14 protein-coding genes are annotated in these 18,101 nt (G+C 64.2%); 5 read left to right on the forward strand and 9 right to left on the reverse strand.

Features of this window, described 5'->3' with window-relative positions:
* Positions 1 to 145 precede the first annotated feature (145 nt).
* Positions 146 to 472 carry a hypothetical protein gene (locus ACIGJB_RS19600; RefSeq protein ID WP_483733961.1) on the reverse strand — a complete coding sequence of 109 codons (327 nt, stop codon included), beginning with the start codon at positions 470 to 472 and terminating at the stop codon, positions 146 to 148.
* Between the two features lie 350 nt (positions 473 to 822).
* Between ACIGJB_RS19600 and ACIGJB_RS19605 the strand changes: the two genes are divergently transcribed.
* From ACIGJB_RS19605 to ACIGJB_RS19615, 3 genes are all read left to right on the forward strand, one after another.
* Positions 823 to 1,782 carry a helix-turn-helix transcriptional regulator gene (locus ACIGJB_RS19605; protein WP_483733962.1) on the forward strand — a complete coding sequence of 320 codons (960 nt, stop codon included), beginning with the start codon at positions 823 to 825 and terminating at the stop codon, positions 1,780 to 1,782.
* 61 nt (positions 1,783 to 1,843) lie between these two features.
* Complete coding sequence (locus tag ACIGJB_RS19610) at positions 1,844 to 4,210, forward strand: DNA polymerase II (protein WP_483733963.1); 2,367 nt, start codon at positions 1,844 to 1,846, stop codon at positions 4,208 to 4,210.
* Between the two features lie 276 nt (positions 4,211 to 4,486).
* Complete coding sequence (locus ACIGJB_RS19615; RefSeq protein WP_483733964.1) at positions 4,487 to 4,780, forward strand: hypothetical protein; 294 nt, start codon at positions 4,487 to 4,489, stop codon at positions 4,778 to 4,780.
* A 445-nt stretch (positions 4,781 to 5,225) separates the two neighbouring features.
* Here the strand turns inward: ACIGJB_RS19615 and ACIGJB_RS19620 are convergent, their stop codons facing one another.
* The 8 genes from ACIGJB_RS19620 to ACIGJB_RS19655 all read right to left on the reverse strand — a co-directional run bounded on the left by ACIGJB_RS19620 (position 5,226) and on the right by ACIGJB_RS19655 (position 15,132).
* Positions 5,226 to 7,700 (reverse strand): response regulator, encoded by a 2,475-nt coding sequence (locus tag ACIGJB_RS19620; RefSeq protein ID WP_483733965.1) that lies wholly within the window; start codon positions 7,698 to 7,700, stop codon positions 5,226 to 5,228.
* Entirely contained in the window at positions 7,693 to 9,192 is a 1,500-nt protein-coding gene (locus ACIGJB_RS19625) for an ATPase domain-containing protein (protein WP_483733966.1), read from the reverse strand. The genes ACIGJB_RS19620 and ACIGJB_RS19625 overlap by 8 nt, the downstream gene beginning before the upstream one ends.
* A 303-nt stretch (positions 9,193 to 9,495) precedes the next feature.
* On the reverse strand, positions 9,496 to 11,235 hold the full coding sequence (ggt, locus tag ACIGJB_RS19630) for a gamma-glutamyltransferase (RefSeq protein WP_483733967.1): 1,740 nt from the start codon (positions 11,233 to 11,235) through the stop codon (positions 9,496 to 9,498).
* A gap of 192 nt (positions 11,236 to 11,427) precedes the next feature.
* Entirely contained in the window at positions 11,428 to 12,360 is a 933-nt protein-coding gene (locus tag ACIGJB_RS19635) for a histone deacetylase family protein (RefSeq protein ID WP_483733968.1), read from the reverse strand.
* A 233-nt stretch (positions 12,361 to 12,593) separates the two neighbouring features.
* Positions 12,594 to 12,920, reverse strand: a complete 327-nt coding sequence (locus ACIGJB_RS19640) for a cupredoxin domain-containing protein (RefSeq protein ID WP_483733969.1) — start codon at positions 12,918 to 12,920, stop codon at positions 12,594 to 12,596.
* 12 nt (positions 12,921 to 12,932) lie between these two features.
* Positions 12,933 to 13,460 (reverse strand): DUF4142 domain-containing protein, encoded by a 528-nt coding sequence (locus tag ACIGJB_RS19645; RefSeq protein ID WP_483733970.1) that lies wholly within the window; start codon positions 13,458 to 13,460, stop codon positions 12,933 to 12,935.
* Between the two features lie 57 nt (positions 13,461 to 13,517).
* Positions 13,518 to 14,255, reverse strand: coding sequence for an RNA polymerase sigma factor (locus ACIGJB_RS19650; RefSeq protein ID WP_483733971.1), 738 nt, complete (start codon positions 14,253 to 14,255; stop codon positions 13,518 to 13,520).
* A gap of 148 nt (positions 14,256 to 14,403) precedes the next feature.
* Positions 14,404 to 15,132 (reverse strand): GntR family transcriptional regulator, encoded by a 729-nt coding sequence (locus ACIGJB_RS19655; RefSeq protein ID WP_483733972.1) that lies wholly within the window; start codon positions 15,130 to 15,132, stop codon positions 14,404 to 14,406.
* Positions 15,133 to 15,323: 191 nt separating this feature from the next.
* Between ACIGJB_RS19655 and ACIGJB_RS19660 the strand changes: the two genes are divergently transcribed.
* A complete protein-coding gene (locus ACIGJB_RS19660; protein ID WP_483733973.1) occupies positions 15,324 to 16,544 on the forward strand; it encodes a pyridoxal-phosphate-dependent aminotransferase family protein in 1,221 nt (406 codons plus the stop codon).
* A 203-nt stretch (positions 16,545 to 16,747) separates the two neighbouring features.
* On the forward strand, positions 16,748 to 18,052 hold the full coding sequence (locus ACIGJB_RS19665; protein WP_483733974.1) for an MFS transporter: 1,305 nt from the start codon (positions 16,748 to 16,750) through the stop codon (positions 18,050 to 18,052).
* The last annotated feature ends 49 nt before the right edge of the window (positions 18,053 to 18,101 follow it).

An 18,101-nucleotide genomic window follows, 5' to 3' on the forward strand; every position in this document is an offset into this window, starting at 1 on the left:
GCTGATAGCGGCTGCGCAATTCTCGTGCTGTGACGGCCGGCATCCCCACAGCTTGTGGGCGGGTCGTTCCGTCGGATAATCCGTGGCAGCGCTGAGATGCAGACAGCCCCGGCGTGTTGGACCAGGGCTGTCAGATAGGTCGAGGTCAGTGCAACTGACGCTTCAGGTCGGAAAGTTCGGAATGCATCGAACTAACCGCATCCTTGACCTTGGTGTCGAGCATGCCGGCCTGTTCGCATGCGCGCTCAGCACGATCGCCGATTCGCTCGAGATCATCGACGCATTGCCGGATTCGGTCCTCGTCGCTGGACGACATGACCCGCGTTGCCGATTGGCACTCCTTGTCGAGCTCGTCCATCGAGTTCATCAAGTCTTTCGGAATGGTCGCGTCGGCGTGACAGACCCGTGAGGCCTCGCCGATAGTTTGCTGCAGATGGGTAAAACGCTTCTGGATTTCACTGGCTTGCAACATGATGCCCCCTTTGAACATCAGTTTCAGACGATTCAGGCAGCAGATGCCCGTATGTTGCCTGAGCCATTGCCGTTCGCCTGCTCTGATCGGTTGCCAGCGACTTCGCGCTGCGTCAATGCGGCACCCGAGCACGCGAATGACGGATATCTAGTTTAGGTCATCATCGCCCGGCCAATTCCGGTGTCTGCAGGACATGTACGGTGGGGCATCCCTGAGACGCCGCCTGCCGCCGCACCCCAAGGCCAGCGTCTACGCATGCAGTTCGACTACGTCTGTATCGGCCACCGGATGATCGGCGCCCACCAGCTGGCCGCTGAACTTTCCGCTTCCCCACATGCGGGCGAATCCTCATGGTCGATGGGGTCCGCGATCTCATGCATGTCAGCCATGTCGGGCTGGCCGACGCCACGCTGAAGGCATACGAAGAGCATTTCCACCGGCACGACTTGCTGACGCAAGTAGCCGCAAATCAGGACGTAGGCGCCTGGATCGACAGCGACGAGGCCATCCCGCGCACGACGCTGCTGCGTTCGGCGTTCCACAACGATTACCTGCGACCCAACGGCCAGCGCCAGATCCTGGCGCTGCTGCTCGAGCGCAATGGCTCCCGGCTGACCGCCATGAGCTTCCAGCGGGCGTCGATCGAGACGGACGCCCGCGAGCGGCTGAGCCGTGGCGACATCGGGACTTATGTCCGTGCGTTCCGGGCGGCGCTGGCCTCCAAGCAAGCCCTGATTGCGGAGAACATCGACATTCTGGAAGAGACGTTCGGTGCCTTTGGCGAGGCGGTTTGCCTGGTGTCGCAGGGCGGCACGGTGGTGCGGATGTCGCCGTTGTGTGGCGCGCTGTTCGACAGCCGGCAGGGGTTGACCATCCGGCATGGGCGCCTGTCGCATCCGAACGGCGCGGTCGGTGCGCAGGTCCTCGATCAGCTGCGCCTGGCCATCAGCACCCGGTCACGCACCAGGGCGTCCGTCGCGCTTTCGTCGGGAGAGTCGCTGTCGCTCGATATCGCGCCCGCTCCGGCCAAGTTGCAGATGGTCGGCGAGCCGCTGGCGCTGATCCGGTTGCGCCGGAGCACCGCGGGCCAGGCGCTTGACCTGTCCTGCCTTGTTGCAGAGTTCGGCATTACCCGGGCCGAGGCGCGCGTGCTGGCCGCACTGGTGGGCGGATGCACGCCGCTGGAGGTCGCGGTGGCGAACTCGGTTTCCGAGCACACCGTCCGCAAGCAGATTGCCAGCCTGAAGGCCAAGATGCAGTGCAGCCGCGTCGTGGACCTGGTGCGGCTGGCGATGCTGTTCCGCGCCTGATCGGTTCCAGCTCCGTCTCTCCGATAGAATCCTGCCCAAAGCGGTTCTTAAGGTTTGCGGCGTGGCACTTCAACAGGGTTTTATCCTGACCCGGCATTGGCGGGATACGCCGGCTGGAACGGAGGTCGAGATCTGGCTGGCGACCGACGACGGGCCGCGCCTGCTGCGCCTGCCGCCCCAGCCGGCCATTGCGTTCATCCCCGAGGCGCAGCGCGAGCGCGCCGAGGCGATGCTGCACGGCGACGGCCAGGCCGAGCTGCGCACGCTCGGGCTCCGGGATTTCCAGCGCAGGCCCGTCCTGGGCCTTTACTGCCGCCAGTACCGGCAACTGGGCCAGCACAGTCGCGCGCTGCGCGATGCCGGCGTGGATGTCTACGAAGCCGATATCCGGCCGCATGAGCGCTACCTGATGGAGCGCTTCATCACCGCGCCGGTGTCCTATGCCGGCGAAGCCGACAGCAGCGGCGTGCTGCGCAACGCGCAGATGAAGCCCGCGCCCGACTATCGGCCGACGCTGCGCGTGGTCTCGCTCGACATCGAAACCAACGCGTTCGGCGATCTCTATTCGATTGCGCTCGAAAGCTGCGGCCAGCGCCAGGTCTACATGCTCGGCGCGGCACCGCCGGCCCCCGCGGAGGTCGACTTCTCGCTCGAATATTGCGCCACACGGCAGGTCCTGCTTGAAAGGCTGAACGAGTGGGTGGCCCGCCATGATCCCGACGCGATCATCGGCTGGAACCTGGTGCAGTTCGATCTGCGCGTGTTGCAGGAGCATGCGCGCCAGCTGCAGATTCCCCTGCGCCTTGGCCGTGGCGGCGCGGAAATGGAGTGGCGCGAACACACCAGCCAGCAGCATTATTTCGCGGGCGCGGCAGGGCGCCTGATCATCGACGGCATCGAGGCGCTGCGCTCCGCGACTTGGAGTTTTCCGTCGTTCAGCCTCGAATCGGTGGCACAGGCGCTGCTGGGCGAAGGCAAGGCGATCGACAATCCGTATGACCGCATGGACGCCATCGACCGCATGTTCGAGCACGACAAGCCGGCCCTGGCGCGCTACAACCTGCGCGACTGCGAACTGGTGACGCGGATCTTTGCGCAGACGGAGCTGCTGACGTTCCTGCTGGAACGCGCCACCGTGACCGGCCTGCCGGTGGACCGCAGCGGCGGGTCGGTGGCTGCCTTCACGCACCTGTACATGCCGCTGATGCACCGCCAGGGCTATGTCGCGCCGAACCTCGGCGAGAAGGCGCCGGAGGCCAGTCCCGGCGGCTTTGTCATGGATTCGCGTCCCGGCCTGTATGAATCGGTGCTGGTGCTGGACTACAAGAGCCTCTATCCGTCCATCATCCGCACCTTCCTGATCGACCCGGTCGGGCTGGTGGAAGGGCTGGCGCATCCCGACGATGCCGACTCCGTGGCCGGGTTCCGGGGCGCGCGCTTTTCCCGCACGAAACACTGCCTGCCGGCGATCGTCTCCCGGGTCTGGCAAGGCCGGGACATCGCCAAGCGTGACGGCAACAAGCCGCTCTCGCAGGCGCTCAAGATCATCATGAACGCGTTCTATGGCGTGCTCGGTTCGAGCGGCTGCCGCTTCTTCGATCCGCGGCTCGCTTCGTCGATCACCATGCGCGGGCACGAGATCATGCAACAGACCCGGGCGCTGATCGAGGCTCGCGGCTACGAGGTCATCTATGGCGACACGGATTCCACCTTCGTCTGGCTGCGCCGCGCGCGCACCGAGGCCGACGCCGCACGGATCGGCCGCAGCCTGGTCGCCCACGTCAACGACTGGTGGCGCGAGCACCTGGCGCAGGCCCATGGCCTGGACAGCGCGCTGGAGCTGCAGTTCGAAACCCACTACCGGCGTTTCCTGATGCCGACGATCCGCGGCACGGACCTGGGCAGCAAGAAGCGTTATGCAGGGCAGGTGCAGCGGCCGGATGGCAAGCTCGAAATGGTGTTCAAGGGACTGGAGACCGTGCGCACGGACTGGTCGCCGCTCGCCCAGCAGTTCCAGCAGACGCTCTATGAAAAGATCTTCAACCGCGAGCCCTACCAGGACTACGTGCGGGACATCGTGCGCCGCACGCTGGCCGGCGAGCTTGACGAACAGCTCGTCTATCGCAAGCGCCTGCGCCGCAAGCTCGACGACTACCAGCGCAACGTGCCGCCGCACGTCCGCGCCGCGCGCATGGCCGATGCCTATAACGAACGCCACGGCCGCCCGCTGCAATACCAGCGTGGCGGCTGGATCAGCTATGTGATGACCACAGCCGGGCCGGAGCCGCTCGAAGCACGCTCAGCGCCGATCGACTACAGCCACTACGTCGGCAAGCAGCTTCAGCCGATTGCCGACGCGATCCTGCCGTTCCTCGATGAGGATTTCGAGACGCTGCTGACCGGCCAGATGGCACTGTTTCGCGGGTAGGGAAGGCGTCCCTGTTCCGCCGAGTTGCCGTGATAGGTGCGGTGCCGATGCGGCAGCGCCAGATGTTGTGGGCGCCACCTAGGTTGTAGCCAGGCATTCCTCAACACGCCGCTCCGTCGGCGAATCGGAAACATTTGCAAGCGTTTCACGGCCGGCTCGCAAGCGTGTCGCGATATCGGACAGGCACCGACAAGGCTTTCAGCCGCCATGGCAGATGGCGGGCGGGATCCACGCCGTAGATTGAAGATACTGATTCGTCTTCCACGGAGGTAAATCATGATCCGACGCTACGCTGCTTGCCTGACTCTCGGCGTGCTTGCCGCGGCCGCCACCACGACCGCGCTGGCGCGCGACTATGTGGATGAACGGGGGGCTCCGGTCTATGTCCAGCCGGCACCGGTCGACCACGCGCGGCCCAGCACCATTGTGGCCGGCACGCGCGCTGGCTGGCACGGCGACCGCTATTGGGATGGTCATCGCTGGTGGGAACGTGATGAGTGGAACCGCCACCATCATCACCATAACCATGGCTATCATCACAACCACCACGACGAAGACCACCACGGCTAAACCCGCGGCTTGATGCATCGCGAGGGCATCGGCGGCTGGCTGCGACGGCTTCGTGCTGTCCCGGGCTAGCGCAGATGCCTTCCCGGCAAGGTAGGTGTCGCTTGCCGCGCAGGCGCGCCCGCCATTTCGGGATTGCGGGGGCGCCGCGCCTTGGCCGATGGTTTTGTCGCCGGATTGCGGACCGCCAGGGGGCTATCGGCATGCGTACCGAACGCGCCGACATGAACCGGCTCGCCCATGCCGCCCACGACCTGCTGGCCGAAGGCATTCCCGCCAGCACACAACAGCGTCGCTGCAGACGCCACCAGGCCTAGTACCCCGATCCTGCCCATTGAGTTCGCTCCGTCATGCCTTGGCCACCGCTGGCCGCTTGCGGACGAGAGCATAGGGGTTCCACGCGTGCGCGGTTGTAACCGTTTGTGAGGCGGCGTGCGCGGGCTGGCCGTCATCGCGCCGTTCCAGCCGATCCTGCAGCCGGACGACGCGAGCCGAGAATTTTTTCGATCTCTCCCATGACCTGCGACGGGCCATAGGGTTTGCGCAGCATCGGCAGCTTCGCGTCATCCTTGTGAACGGGTATGTCTCCGTAGCCGGTCGTAATCAGGACTGGCAAGTCGGAGAGGATCGTCCTGGCCGATCGCGCCAGTTCGGTGCCGGTCATCCCGCCCATCGAGTAGTCCGCGATGATCAGGTCCACGGTGTGGCCAGTGCGCAAGAGGTCGAGCGCATCCTCGCCGGATTCCATTTCGATCGTGTCGAATCCAAGGTCCTCCAGCATCGCGGCCGTGCTTTCGCGGACGATGCGGTCATCGTCGACCACGAGAATGATTGAGCGCCGCTTCCCGTTCGTAGAAGAGACAGCCTGCGCACGAGACCCGAAGAGTTCCGCGATCTGGGCAGAGACCTGGGATTGCCGATAAGGCTTTCGCAGTTTCGGCAGCTCCGGCGCGGTGTCGGCCAGTGCTTCTGCATAGCCGGTCGCAAGAAATGCCGGCAAGCCCGGTGATAGCTCCCGGGCGGCCCTGACCAACTCGACACCGGTCATGCCGGGCATCGAATAGTCCGTGATGAGGAGATCGACGGGATTGCCTGCACGCAGGATATCGATCGCCTGCGCACCCGTTTCCGCCTCGATGACGATGTGTCCAAGGTCTTCCAGCAGGGCGGCGGTACTCGCACACACCAGCGGGTCGTCGTCGACGACGAGAATCGTCAAGCCTTTCACGCCCTGCGTGTCCCCGGCGGCCTCCACGACTGTCGCAACGCTCTCGGCCTTGTCCGTCACGGGCAACCACAATTCGGCGCTGGTTCCCCGTCCCGGTTCGCTCCTGAGGCGTAGCGTGCCTTTCAGCTGCCGCGCGAGGCCATGGACCATGGAGAGTCCCAGCCCGGTGCCCTTGCCGATCTCCTTGGTCGAAAAGAAAGGCTCGGTGGCCCGCGCCAGCGTGGCGGCGTCCATGCCTGCGCCGTTGTCGGTGACGCTCAGGCAAATATATCTTCCGGCAGCAAGATCGGCCGCCGCGGGCGCGTCCACGACCGTCGAACGGATCGTCAGCATGCCGCCGCGGGGCATGGCGTCGCGCGCGTTGACGACCAGGTTGAGAATGGCAAGCTCCAGTTGATTCGCGTCGATCAATGCCATGGGCATGTCTGGCGATAGCGCGGTGACCAGTTCGATGCCGGGGCCGGCCGAGCGCTCGATCAGCGCATGCATGCCGCCAAGGAGTTTTGCCACGTCGACGGGCGCGATGGTCAGGTCTTGCCGCCGGGCGAACGCCAGCAAGCGCTGGGTCAGCGCGGCACCGCGGTTCGTGCCGTGAATCGCGCCGTCGATCAGGCGCATCACGCGGGCATTCGCCGGAACCTGCTTGCGAAGGAGCTCCAGGTTGCCGAGCACTGCCATCAGCAGATTGTTGAAGTCATGCGCGATACCACCGGTCAGCTGTCCCAGCATTTCCATTTTCTGGGATTGCCGCAGCAATTCCTCCGTTCGTTCGCGCTGGGCAATTTCCTCCAGGATTTTTTGATGCGCTTGCTCGAGCGCAGCCGTGCGCTCCGCCACACGGGCTTCCAGGCTGCTGTTCAGCAGCTTGAGGGTCTGCTGCGCGGTCTTGCTGCTGGTGATGTCGCGCGAGACGCCCACCAGCCGATACGATTGGCCCGTCGCCGTGGTGGTCGGCACGCGCCTCGCGCGCATCTCGACCCAATGGGTCGATCCATCCGGCCACACGATCCGGTGCTCGGTCGAATACTCGGCACCGGTTTCCACGCTCTTTCGCACGGCGGCCCGCATCGCCGGACGGTCTTCCGCATGGACGCTCGCCAGCAAGTCCGGGTAGCGAAAGAGGGACGCCGGGGAACGTCCGAACATTGCCTTGCAGACATCGGAAGCCGTCAGCGTCCAACGTTCCAGGTCAAGTTCCCAGGATCCCAGTTGTCCCGCCGACAGCGCGGTGCGCAAGCGCTGCTCGCCCTCCTTCAGTTCTTCAATACGGGCGCGCGCCTCGTATTGGCGCAGACGCGTCTTCACCGCGGTGCGCGCGACGCTCACAAAGGTCGTCGGATGGAAGGGGCGCTCGACGAATGTCACGTTGCCGAGCAAGGTGCAGATATGGGACGCAATGTCGATGCGGTGCGCGCTGCCCTGCGCATGCGCCAGCACGATGAACGGCAGGTCCGACCAGCTCGGCTGAGCGGCCAGCCATCGGAGCGGGCCACGATGCGGCGATTGAAGGAGGGCTTCTTCGGTAATGACGCAAAAGCACACGTCGTCATCGAGATGGCTTTCACAGGACGCCAGGTCGGGGAGCGACTGCGCGCTGACGCCCACGTCATGCAGCAGCGAGAGCAGGATGGCGCCATCGCGCCCCAGCGGCGCCACGACCAACGCGCGATGCACGGTTTGCGCCCAGTCAGGCATTGCGTCCCGGCTCCGTCCCCAGCAGAGGCCCGCGGTCACCGACGAAGCTTGGCACCCCGTTCAGCACGCCCTGGAAGCGCTCCAGCGGTGCGCCCAGGTGCAGCCCTGCGGCGCCAATGCCAAACTCGCGAATCGTGGATTCGTGGGCACCGGTGCGCTTCTTTACTACGGACACAGCGCGGCGCACCTTCCCGAAGGCTTCGAAGTAGCGAAGCAGGATGACTGTGTCGGCCAGGTAGGTGACGTCAACCGGGGCTTTCATGTTCCCGACCAGGCCGTGTTGCGCCACCGTGAGGAACGTCGTGGCGCCTTGCCGGTTCAGGTACTGCAGGAGTTCGTGTATGTGCAGGACGAGCGCGCGTTCCTCGGGCATCGCAGCCTGGTAGCCGTTAAGGCTGTCGATGGCCACGGTTTTCGCATGCGCAAAATCCACCCGCTCCCGCACGCGATGGGAGAACTCGCCGGGGGAAAGCTCGGCCGCGTCGAGTTGCTCGATATGCAGTGCGCCGGACGCCTGCATGCTTTGCAAGTCGATCCCCACGGCGCGGGTGCGCTCGAACAGCAGGCCAAGCTCTTCATCGAATACAAAGACGGCCGCGCGCTCGCCGCGGCGAACGGCGGCCGCAATAAACTGGAACACGAAGGTACTCTTGCCGGTGCCTGCCGGCCCGAGGATCAGCGCGCTCGAACCCTGTTCCAGGCCGCCGCCCAGCAAGGCATCCAGCTCCGGTATATCGGACTTCATCAGCGTGCGCGCGAACTCGGTGCGATGTTCTGCGGCGACAAGACGCGGAAAAACCGTGACGCCCCCGGGCCGGATGGTGAAATCGTGATAGCCCCCGCGGAATGCCTGGCCACGATATTTCGAGACGCGCAAGCGCCGGCGTTCGGATCCGTACTCCGGGGCCAGTTGTTCGAGATTGACGACTCCGTGCGCAACGCTGTGGACCGTCTTGTCCATCGACTCGGCGGTCAGGTCGTCAAGCAGCAGGACGGTTGCGCCCTGACGTGAAAAGTAATGCTTGAGGGCCAGAATCTGTCGCCGGTAGCGCAAGGAACTCTGTGCCAGCAGCCGTATCTCCGACAAGCTGTCCAGCACCACCCTTGCGGGGCGCACCTTCTCGAAGACTTCGAAGATCTGCCTGGTGGTCTCGCCAAGTTCGAGATCATACGAATGAAGCAGGCTCTGCTGCTGCTCCGCACTTAACAGGCTTTCTGGCGGGACCAGTTCGAAGATCGTGATGTTGTCGCCGAGCTGCCATCCGTGCGAACGTGCGCCTTCCCGCAATTCCTGTTCGGTTTCCGAGAGCGTCAGGTACAGCGCCGCATCGTTCGGTTCTGCCAGCAGAAACTGCAGGCCGATTGTCGTCTTGCCCGTGCCGGGACTTCCCTCCAGCAGGAACGCATGTCCCCGGGAAAATCCGCCGCCAAGAATTTCGTCGAGACCGGGTATCCCGGTCGAAGCCTTCGACGCGACAGTCTTGTGATTCATTGGCGACTCCCCGTTTATCTCAGAATAATAGTGCCGACGTCCGCCTTCGCACCAATACCTCACCGATACCTTACCCCAGGTTGCCCGCAGGTTTGCTGGCCATGCGGGAGAAGGGGATCAAAGCGTCACGTGGGTCGGCGGAAGGCGGGCAGCCTTATGGGCCACTCAGGCGGAATGCGCGCAGTGACCCAAGACCGCAGGTCGATCCCCCCACGCTGAAAAGCAAACGGCGCGAGCCGGGTGGTCTCGCGCCGTTTACATCGTTCGTGGCCGCCCAAAGGGCGGCCAGCGTGCAATGCCGAATCAATAACCGGCGGCCAGCCCGGTGTTGCGACGCGGGTCATTGGCGCCATAGAACCGGTTGTTTCCGACCGGCTTGCCACCGAGCGCCGGGGCGCCGACGATGATGGCCGCCAGGTGGTTGGCAGGCTGTGGCGGGCCGAAGCGATGCCCCATGTCTTCCAGGATCTTGCGCGTATCCGGGGACAATGTGTAGTCCTCCAAATTGGTCAGGTCCGGCAGCCATTGCTGATGGAAGCGCGGCATGTCCACGGCTTCCTGCACGTTCATGTTGTAGTCGATGGCGTTGATCATGGTCAGCAGTACCGCTGTGATGATGCGGCTGCCGCCTGGCGTGCCCACCACCATCACCGGCTTGCCGTCCTTGGTGACGATGGTCGGACTCATCGACGAGAGCGGGCGCTTGCCCGGGGCGATGGAATTGGCCTCGCCCTGGACCAGGCCATAGAGGTTCGGCACGCCAACTTTGGCGGTAAAGTCGTCCATCTCATCGTTCAGGACCACGCCTGTCGTTGCCGCCGTCACTTTCGCGCCAAACCAGTCGTTGAGCGTGTACGTGACGGAAACGGCGTTGCCGTCCTTGTCGGCGATCGAGTAATGCGTGGTGTTGCTGCCTTCATGCGGCGGCACGCCGGGTTTGATGTCCTTCGAAACGCCTGCCTTTTTCGGATCGATCGCGGCGCGAATCTTCGCGGCGTAGTTCTTGTCCAGCAGGCGGTCCAGCGGGTTTTTCACGAAGTCCGGATCGCCCAGGTAGCTGTTGCGGTCGACATAGGCGTGGCGCATGGCTTCGATCTGGTAGTGCACCGCCTGCGCGGAGTGGTAGCCCAGTTCCTTGAGCGGGTAGCCTTCCAGAATGTTGAGCATCTCGCAGATGACCACGCCGCCCGAGCTGGGCGGGGGCGCCGACACGACGTGATAGCCACGGTAATCGCACTCGACCGGTGCCAGTTCGCGCGTCTTGTAATCATCGAGATCTGCCTGCGTGATCAGGCCCTTTCCAGCCTGGCTGGAGGCAACGATCGCCTTCCCTACCCAGCCCTGGTAGAAGCCTTCGGTGCCCCCGTTGCTGATCGCACGCAGCGTCTTGGCCAGGTCGCGTTGCACCAGCTTCTGTCCCACCTGGAACGGTTGGCCCTTGTTCAGGAAGATTGCGCCGGAAGCCGGGTCTTGCTCGAAGTCCTTGGTTGCGGTGAGCAGCATATCCACGTCGCCCTGCTGGAGCGTGAAGCCGTTCTCCGCGAACTTGATGGCCGGGGCGATCAGGTCGGCGCGCTTCATCGTTCCATATTTGCGGCGCGCGTACTCCATGCCTGACACCGTGCCGGGCACGCCCACGGCCAGATGTCCCTTGGTGGAGGCGCCCTTGATCACGTTGCCGTCCTTGTCCAGGTACATGTTCGCCGTCGCACCCTTGGGCGCGACCTCCCGGAAGTCAAGGAATGTCTTGCGGCCATCGGCCAGCTGGATGGTCATGAATCCGCCGCCACCGAGGTTGCCCGCGGCCGGATACACCACGGCCAGCGCATAACCCACCGCCACTGCGGCGTCGACCGCATTGCCGCCGCGCTTCAGCACATCGACGCCGACTCGGGTAGCCAGGTGCTGCGCGGTGACGACCATGCCGTTCTCGGCGGCGACCGGCGCGACGGAAGCCGCATACGATGACGGCGCGAAGCTGGTCGTCAGACAGAGGGATGCAATCGCGGCGGTGAACCACCGCAAGCCTGGCTTCGGATTCATGGAGTCTCCTGGTAAATGCTGCGTAAGCGAACGCTGCCAACGACATTGCCCAAGACGCCAATGAATAACCGTGCCTATGGTTTTGTGTTGGCACGTATGAAAATAACCGGCTGCAACGGGGCCGCCGGTTATGTTTCGTGGCGCTTGCGGCGCACAAATCTTCTCATAAAGGCGCGCTGCCGCCCAACACCTTTACGCCATCAGCGCGCTGACATGGGCCACCGTACTCGTGGCCAATGCGTCCAGGCTGTAGCCGCCTTCCAGGATCGACACGATGCGGCCGTTGCAGGTTTCGTCGGCAATCTGCATCAGTTCCCGCGTGATCCAGTGGAAGTCGCTGTCCTCCAGGTTCATGCCGGCGAGCGGATCCAGGCGATGCGCGTCGAAGCCCGCGGAGACAATGACGATGTCGGGGGCGAACGCCCTTAGCGCGGGAAGCAGCAGGGTGGAAATCGCGGCACGGAACTGCGCGGGCTCACAGCCGCGCGGCAGCGGGATGTTGACGATATTGTGGTCCACCCCTGTTTCAGACCGGGCTCCCGTGCCTGGATAGAAAGGCGACTGGTGGCTGGAGGCGTAGAACAGCTCGGGGCGGTCGAAGAATGCTGCCTGGGTGCCGTTGCCGTGATGCACATCGAAATCGACCACGGCGACGCGCTCGAGTTTGTGCACCTCAAAGGCGTAGGCCGCCGCGATGGCGGCCTGGTTGAAAATGCAGAAGCCCATCGCCTTCGCCGGTTCAGCGTGATGCCCGCACGGCCGGGTCGCGCAGAACACGTTGCGCGCCTGCCCGTCCATCACCGCATCGACCCCCGCGCAAGCCGCCCCGACGCACCGCATGACGGCCTCCCATGAGCCCGGCGACATGACGGTGTCGCCCGCGTCAAGCGGCACGTATCCACGCGAGGGGGCGCTTTGCGCGATCTCGTCGATGTAGTGCGAATCGTGGATCAATTGCAGCTGCTCGACGGTGCCCATCGGCGCATCGCGCCATTCCAGCGCAGCGAACTCGGGCGTTCGCAACGCCTGCACGACGGCTTTCAGGCGTTCTGGCGACTCGGGATGGTGCGGCCCGGGCCGGTGTTCGAGACAGGCGGTGTGGGTGTAAACAATCGTCGTTGTCATGTTCGGCTGGACTCGTTTTCCAACCGGCGACTTCCCCTCAACCGCACGCCGCCGGCTGCGTGGATCTCACGGGCATCCTATCAGATATGTGATATATCAGGTGAGAAGGCGTCGAAAACTGTCCTGACGCTGGCCTCTGCCAGGCATTTGCTGGTCCAAAGGGAGAACCGCCCTGGTGGCGCCGGGGCGGGGACTGACCGCGAACGTCCGCGTCGGCAACGGGCTTGCGGTGCCTACTTGACCCGCAACATCCCCTTCATCGTCGGATGGAATGTGCAGACGTAGGGATAAGCGCCCTTCCTGGTCGCCTTGTATCGCCACGATTCTCCCGGCCCAATACTCTTCGAGTCGAACCCGCCGGCCGGGGAGGTCACGGTGTGGGGGAACGGATCCTTGTTGACCCAGACAACGGTGTCCCCCACGTTGACAGCCAGTTTCTGCGGCGCGTATGCCGTGGCGTCGATCGTGACGGTGTGGGTCGCCGGCGCGGCGCTGACGGGCGCCGGGCCGGCGAGCATCAAGCCCCATGAGAAAAGTAGGGCGATATACGGGTATCGCATGGCCTGGAACCGTTATTTCTTGGCGAGTTCGGTCTGGATATGCTTGGCATGTTCCAGGTGCGCGACGAAGGCGGGACGCACCTTGACCAGCAAGGCCTTGAGTTCCTCGTTCTTGGCGTTCGGGATGAGCGTCTTGTCCATGGCATCGATCACGGCCTGGTGGTACGTCACCTCGTTGTCGACATAGGCGCGGTCAAATTGCGCGCCCTTCAGCCCCTTCAGGTTCTCCATGTTCTTGTCGCCACCGGCCTTGAGACTCTGGCTGGTCGGGTTGTCCTCGGGGGTGACATTGAGCTTCTTGACCAGTGCGGTGGCGGACTTGTTGACACCTGTATGGTCCGTGACCATCTCCTTGCCGAACGCCTTTACGTCCTTGTTCGAGGCTTTGGACTCGGCGAGTTTTCCGGCATCGATATCGACCTGGTTGGCCGTGACGACGATGGCGGCGATCTGGGCGTCGTTGGGGGCGGCGCTCTGCGCCGTGGCGACATTGGCTGTCACCGCGAGCAGGCTGGATACGAGAATGCTGGCGATCTTCATGGTGTTTCCTCCTGGTTGGGTGAGTCACTGCACAACACGCGCGCCAGATGGCGTCGCTTATCCATGGGGGCGGACCACCCCGTGGCGGTGAAGGGTGCCAAGCACGTGATGGACCACCGCGTCGCAGCGCGGGCCGGCAAAGCTGAAGGTCTGCTGCAGATAAGGCTTCACCTGTTCGGCAAGCGACTGGCGCAGCATCGTGCGCGCGCGCAGGAAGCGGGTCTTCACCACGTCGTGGCTGACGCCCAGGCAGTAGGCGGTCTCCTCGACGCTCATGTCTTCGACGGCGCGCAAGATGAATACGCTGCGGTAGATCGCCGGCAAGGTTTCGACCGCGGACTGCAGGATGTTGCGCACCTCGCTGCGCTCGGCCATGACCTCGGGCGATTGGTCGTCGGGGGTGCGATGGGACATGACGTTCTCCAGTGCGGGTTCGTCGGGCAGGTCTGGTTCGTCGACCAGCGCTTCCATCTGCACGATCCGGCCTCTGGTGCGCTGCGCGGTCAGGGCGACGTTGATCGCGATGCGCGCAAGCCAGGTGCTCAGCGCGGCCTCGCTGCGAAAGGTATGGAGGTTGGTGAAGGCGCGCAGATACGCTTCCTGCACCACGTCCTGCGCTTCGTCATCATCCGGCACCACGCCACGCGCCGTCCTGAACAGCAAACGATTGTTGCGTCGCATGATGACTTCGAAGGCCGACGCATCGCCGGCCTGCGCGCCGACGATCAGCTCGGCATCCGTGCGGGGATCGGCCGCAGTCGACTGGGGTGTCCGGGCATTCCGAGCAGTGTCCATACGGGAAAGGGCGGCTCCTTTTTATCGTTCCTGAACATTAGACGCGCGAGGCGGCAAAAGGTGACAGAAACGCGGGAGCCGTTCTCCCGTCAGGGCTCAGTGGCGTGGCCTGACGGGCTCGGGCGTGCTTGGCCGGCGGCGCTGAATCTCAGTCGCGGGATCCCGCTTCCGCCGCTTCCGCCTCGGCCGCCTGCAGGTTCAGCACGGCGTCGCGCTTGTCGAGCAGATGCTGGCGCAGGATTGCTGCAAGGCGCTTGCCGTCACGCGCTTCCAGCGCCACCAGCATCTCGTTGTGGTCGTGGATTGCGCTGTCCCACTTCGATTTCTGGAAGTTCGAACGGAACCGCAAGGCCTGCAGCCTGCGATTCACAGCCAGGTAGGTCTGGCGCAGTGCGCTGTTGCGCGCGGCCTGGTTGATGCGGTCGTGGATCTGGCGGTTGTAGTTGTAATAGCCCGACAAGTCCTCCTGCGCGCGGCACGCCAGCATGGCGTAGTGCAGGGCCTTGATCTCCGCGAGATCCACCGGCGTGATGCGTTCGCAAGCGAGTTCGCCCGACATCGCCTCCAGGCCGCTCATCAGCTCGAACGTGTCCAGGATCTCCGCGGCCGACAGGCTGGCGACCGTGGCGCCGCGATTGGGCGAGATGTCGATCAGCCCTTCGGCTGCCAGCACCTTGAACGCCTCGCGCAGCGGGGTGCGCGAAATGCCAAGCGTTTCGCACAGCTCGCGCTCGTTGAGCTTGGTGCCGGCCTTCAGCACCCCCTCCACGATGAAGTTGCGCAGGTGGCCCACCACGGTGTCATGCAGGCGCTGCCGCTCAACCTTGGGGAGCACGGACGCGAACGAAGTTTCGCCGGAAGAAATGGGATCTTGCATGCAAAGTCCAACGAGGGTCGCAACGAGGGTCGGTTTCCTCGCGATTCTATCAGACGCCTAGCACACTGCCGACAAGACAAGTCCTTGATGGATCGGGGTAAACACTGCGCCTTTTTCTTGTTGCCCGCCCCTTCCCTTATTGGCTCCGCCTGCTAAAGTATTTTGAATGCAAAATTCAACAGGAGGAGTAAATGCTGAAACTGGACTTCCATCCCGCTGGCCGTCATTTCCTGCAGATCCCCGGACCGAGCCCGGTGCCGGACCGCATCCTGCGCGCCATCAGCTACCCGACCATTGACCACCGCGGTCCCGAGTTCGGTGCGCTGGGGCTGAAGGTGCTGGCCGGCATCCGCCAGATCTTCAAGACCGAGCAGCCGGTCGTGATCTATCCCGCCTCCGGGACGGGTGCCTGGGAAGCCGCGCTGTCCAATACGCTGAGCCCGGGCGATACCGTGCTCATGTTCGAGACCGGCCACTTCGCCACGCTCTGGAAGAAGATGGCCGAGAAGCTCGGCCTGCGTCCGGAATTCCTTGGCCTGCCGGGCATCGAGGGCTGGCGACGCGGCGTGCAGGCCGACATCATCGAGGCGCGCCTGCGCCAGGACAGCGGCCATGCCATCAAGGCCGTGTGCGTGGTGCACAACGAAACCTCGACCGGCGTCACCTCGGATATCGCCGCCGTGCGCAAGGCGATTGACGCGGCAGGGCATCCGGCCCTGCTGATGGTCGACACGATCTCGGGGCTGGCTTCCGCCGACTATCGCCATGACGAGTGGGGCGTGGACGTGACGGTCTCGGGCTCGCAGAAGGGCCTGATGCTGCCGCCGGGGATCAGCTTCAACGCCGTATCGCCCAAGGCGATCGAAGTCGCCAAGACGGCGCGGCTGCCCCGCAGCTTCTGGGACTGGGAAGAAATCATCGCCATGAACCAGACCGGCTACTGGCCGTACACGCCGAGCACGAACCTGCTCTATGGCCTGTCGGAAGCGCTGGACATGATCCTGGAAGAGGGGCTCGACCACGTCTTCGCGCGCCACCAGCGCCTGGCGGAAGCGTGCCGCCGCGCGGTGCGCGCGTGGGGGCTGGAGATCCAGTGCGCGGACCCGTCGGTCTACAGCCCGGTGCTGACCGGCGTGATGATGCCCGACGGCATCGACGCGGACGCCGTGCGCCGGACCATCTATGACCGCTTCAACATGTCGCTTGGCGCGGCGCTGGGCAAGATGAAGGGCCGCATGTTCCGCATCGGCCATCTCGGCGACTGCAACGATCTCACGCTCATGGCCACGCTGTCCGGTTGCGAGATGGGGCTGAAGCTGTCAGGCGTCCCGCTGGCCGCCAGCGGCGTTGCCGCCGCCATGGACTATCTCGCCGCCCACGCGTGCCCCTTGCCTTTGAGGGCCGCCGCCTGACGCGGGCCGCCGGGGCAGGTTGCCGCGGCGCGCACCGGTTCGCATCGCAAGGCCGGGGAGGGCCTTTCAGCGAACCGGTCGCCAGCAGGTTGGCACGCGCGCGGTCGCCGGCTCCGGCGGTACAGGCTTGTTCCACACAGCACTGATCGAATCAGGATCGGCGCAGCAGCACTGACGTACCTGACAATACAAAAGGAGACGCTGTGGAAACTACCCTGCAGGCCGGGGCAAAGGTGAGTTCGTACGAAGACGCCGTTTATCGCAAGGTAAGCTGGCGCCTCGTGCCGTTCCTGATGCTTTGCTTCCTGATTGCCTATCTCGACCGAGTCAACGTCGGCTTCGCCAAGCTCCAGATGTCGCAGGATCTTGGCTTCAGCGAAACCGTCTACGGCCTTGGCGCCGGCATTTTCTTCATCGGATATTTTCTCTTCGAAATCCCCAGCAACCTGGCGCTCCACCGCTTCGGCGCCAAGGTCTGGATCGGCCGCATCATGGTCACATGGGGTTTGCTGTCGGCATGCTTCGTGTTCGTGGAGACGCCGACCGCCTTCTATACCCTGCGTTTCCTGCTGGGCCTGGCGGAAGCCGGCTTTACGCCCGGCATCGTGTACTACCTGACGTGCTGGTACCCGTCGCACCGCCGCGCCAAGATCATGGCGATCTACTGCATGGGCTCGCCGCTGTCGGGCATCATCGGCAACCCGCTGTCGGGCTTCCTGATGGGCAGCATGGGCGGCATCGCGGGCTGGGCGGGGTGGCAGTGGATGTTCTTCATCGAAGCCGTGCCCGCCGTGCTGCTCGGCCTGACGTGCTTCTGGTACCTGGACAGCTCCATCGCCAAGGCCAAATGGCTCAGTGACGACGAGAAGCAGGTGCTCGAACGCGCCAAGGCGGAGGACAACAAGGCCGCGGGCCCCGTGGCGCGCGTGGGCAATGTCTTCACCGACCCGCGGGTCTGGCTGATCAGCCTGATCTGCTTCTGCTACGTCACCGGCCAGTACGGCATCACGCTGTGGCTGCCGACGTTCATCAAGTCGACTGGCGTCTCCGACCCGATACAGATCGGGCTGCTCAGCGCGATCCCGTATATTGCGGCGATCATCACCATGTACTTCTTCGCCAAGAGCGCGGACAAGCACCGCGAACGGCGCTGGCACCTGATCGTGCCGTGCATGATGGGCGCCATCGGTTTCCTGGCGCTGCCATGGATCATGCATAGCACGGCGCTCTCGCTGGTGTTCCTGTCGATTGCCGCGGCCGGCATCCTGACCTGTTCGCCGCTGTTCTGGTCACTGCCCACGGCGTTCCTCAGCGGCGCGGCAGCGGCCACGGCGATCGCCATGAGCAACTCGATCGGCAACCTGGCCGGCTTTACCAGCGGCTACATGATCGGGTATCTCCGTGACCTGACCCAGAGCAGCAGCAGCGCGTACTACATGATCGCGGGCATGCTTATTCTCGGCGCATTTCTTATCTGGACCTTGCCGGCAAAGCTGGTCAACCGGTAGCGCATCAGGGGGGCGGCATGCCGCTCCCAACGACTCAACCACCCGGCGC

It is taken from the genome of Cupriavidus sp. C2SS-8b, assembly GCF_057073745.1.

Coding starts and splice junctions, on each gene's coding strand:
- ACIGJB_RS19600 (WP_483733961.1), bottom strand. CDS start 472: ATGTTGCAAGCCAGTGAAATCCAGAAGCGTTTTACCCATCTGCAGCAA.
- ACIGJB_RS19605 (WP_483733962.1), top strand. CDS start 823: ATGGTCGATGGGGTCCGCGATCTCATGCATGTCAGCCATGTCGGGCTG.
- ACIGJB_RS19615 (WP_483733964.1), top strand. CDS start 4,487: ATGATCCGACGCTACGCTGCTTGCCTGACTCTCGGCGTGCTTGCCGCG.
- ACIGJB_RS19620 (WP_483733965.1), bottom strand. CDS start 7,700: ATGCCTGACTGGGCGCAAACCGTGCATCGCGCGTTGGTCGTGGCGCCG.
- ACIGJB_RS19625 (WP_483733966.1), bottom strand. CDS start 9,192: ATGAATCACAAGACTGTCGCGTCGAAGGCTTCGACCGGGATACCCGGT.
- ggt (WP_483733967.1), bottom strand. CDS start 11,235: ATGAATCCGAAGCCAGGCTTGCGGTGGTTCACCGCCGCGATTGCATCC.
- ACIGJB_RS19635 (WP_483733968.1), bottom strand. CDS start 12,360: ATGACAACGACGATTGTTTACACCCACACCGCCTGTCTCGAACACCGG.
- ACIGJB_RS19640 (WP_483733969.1), bottom strand. CDS start 12,920: ATGCGATACCCGTATATCGCCCTACTTTTCTCATGGGGCTTGATGCTC.
- ACIGJB_RS19645 (WP_483733970.1), bottom strand. CDS start 13,460: ATGAAGATCGCCAGCATTCTCGTATCCAGCCTGCTCGCGGTGACAGCC.
- ACIGJB_RS19650 (WP_483733971.1), bottom strand. CDS start 14,255: ATGGACACTGCTCGGAATGCCCGGACACCCCAGTCGACTGCGGCCGAT.
- ACIGJB_RS19655 (WP_483733972.1), bottom strand. CDS start 15,132: ATGCAAGATCCCATTTCTTCCGGCGAAACTTCGTTCGCGTCCGTGCTC.
- ACIGJB_RS19660 (WP_483733973.1), top strand. CDS start 15,324: ATGCTGAAACTGGACTTCCATCCCGCTGGCCGTCATTTCCTGCAGATC.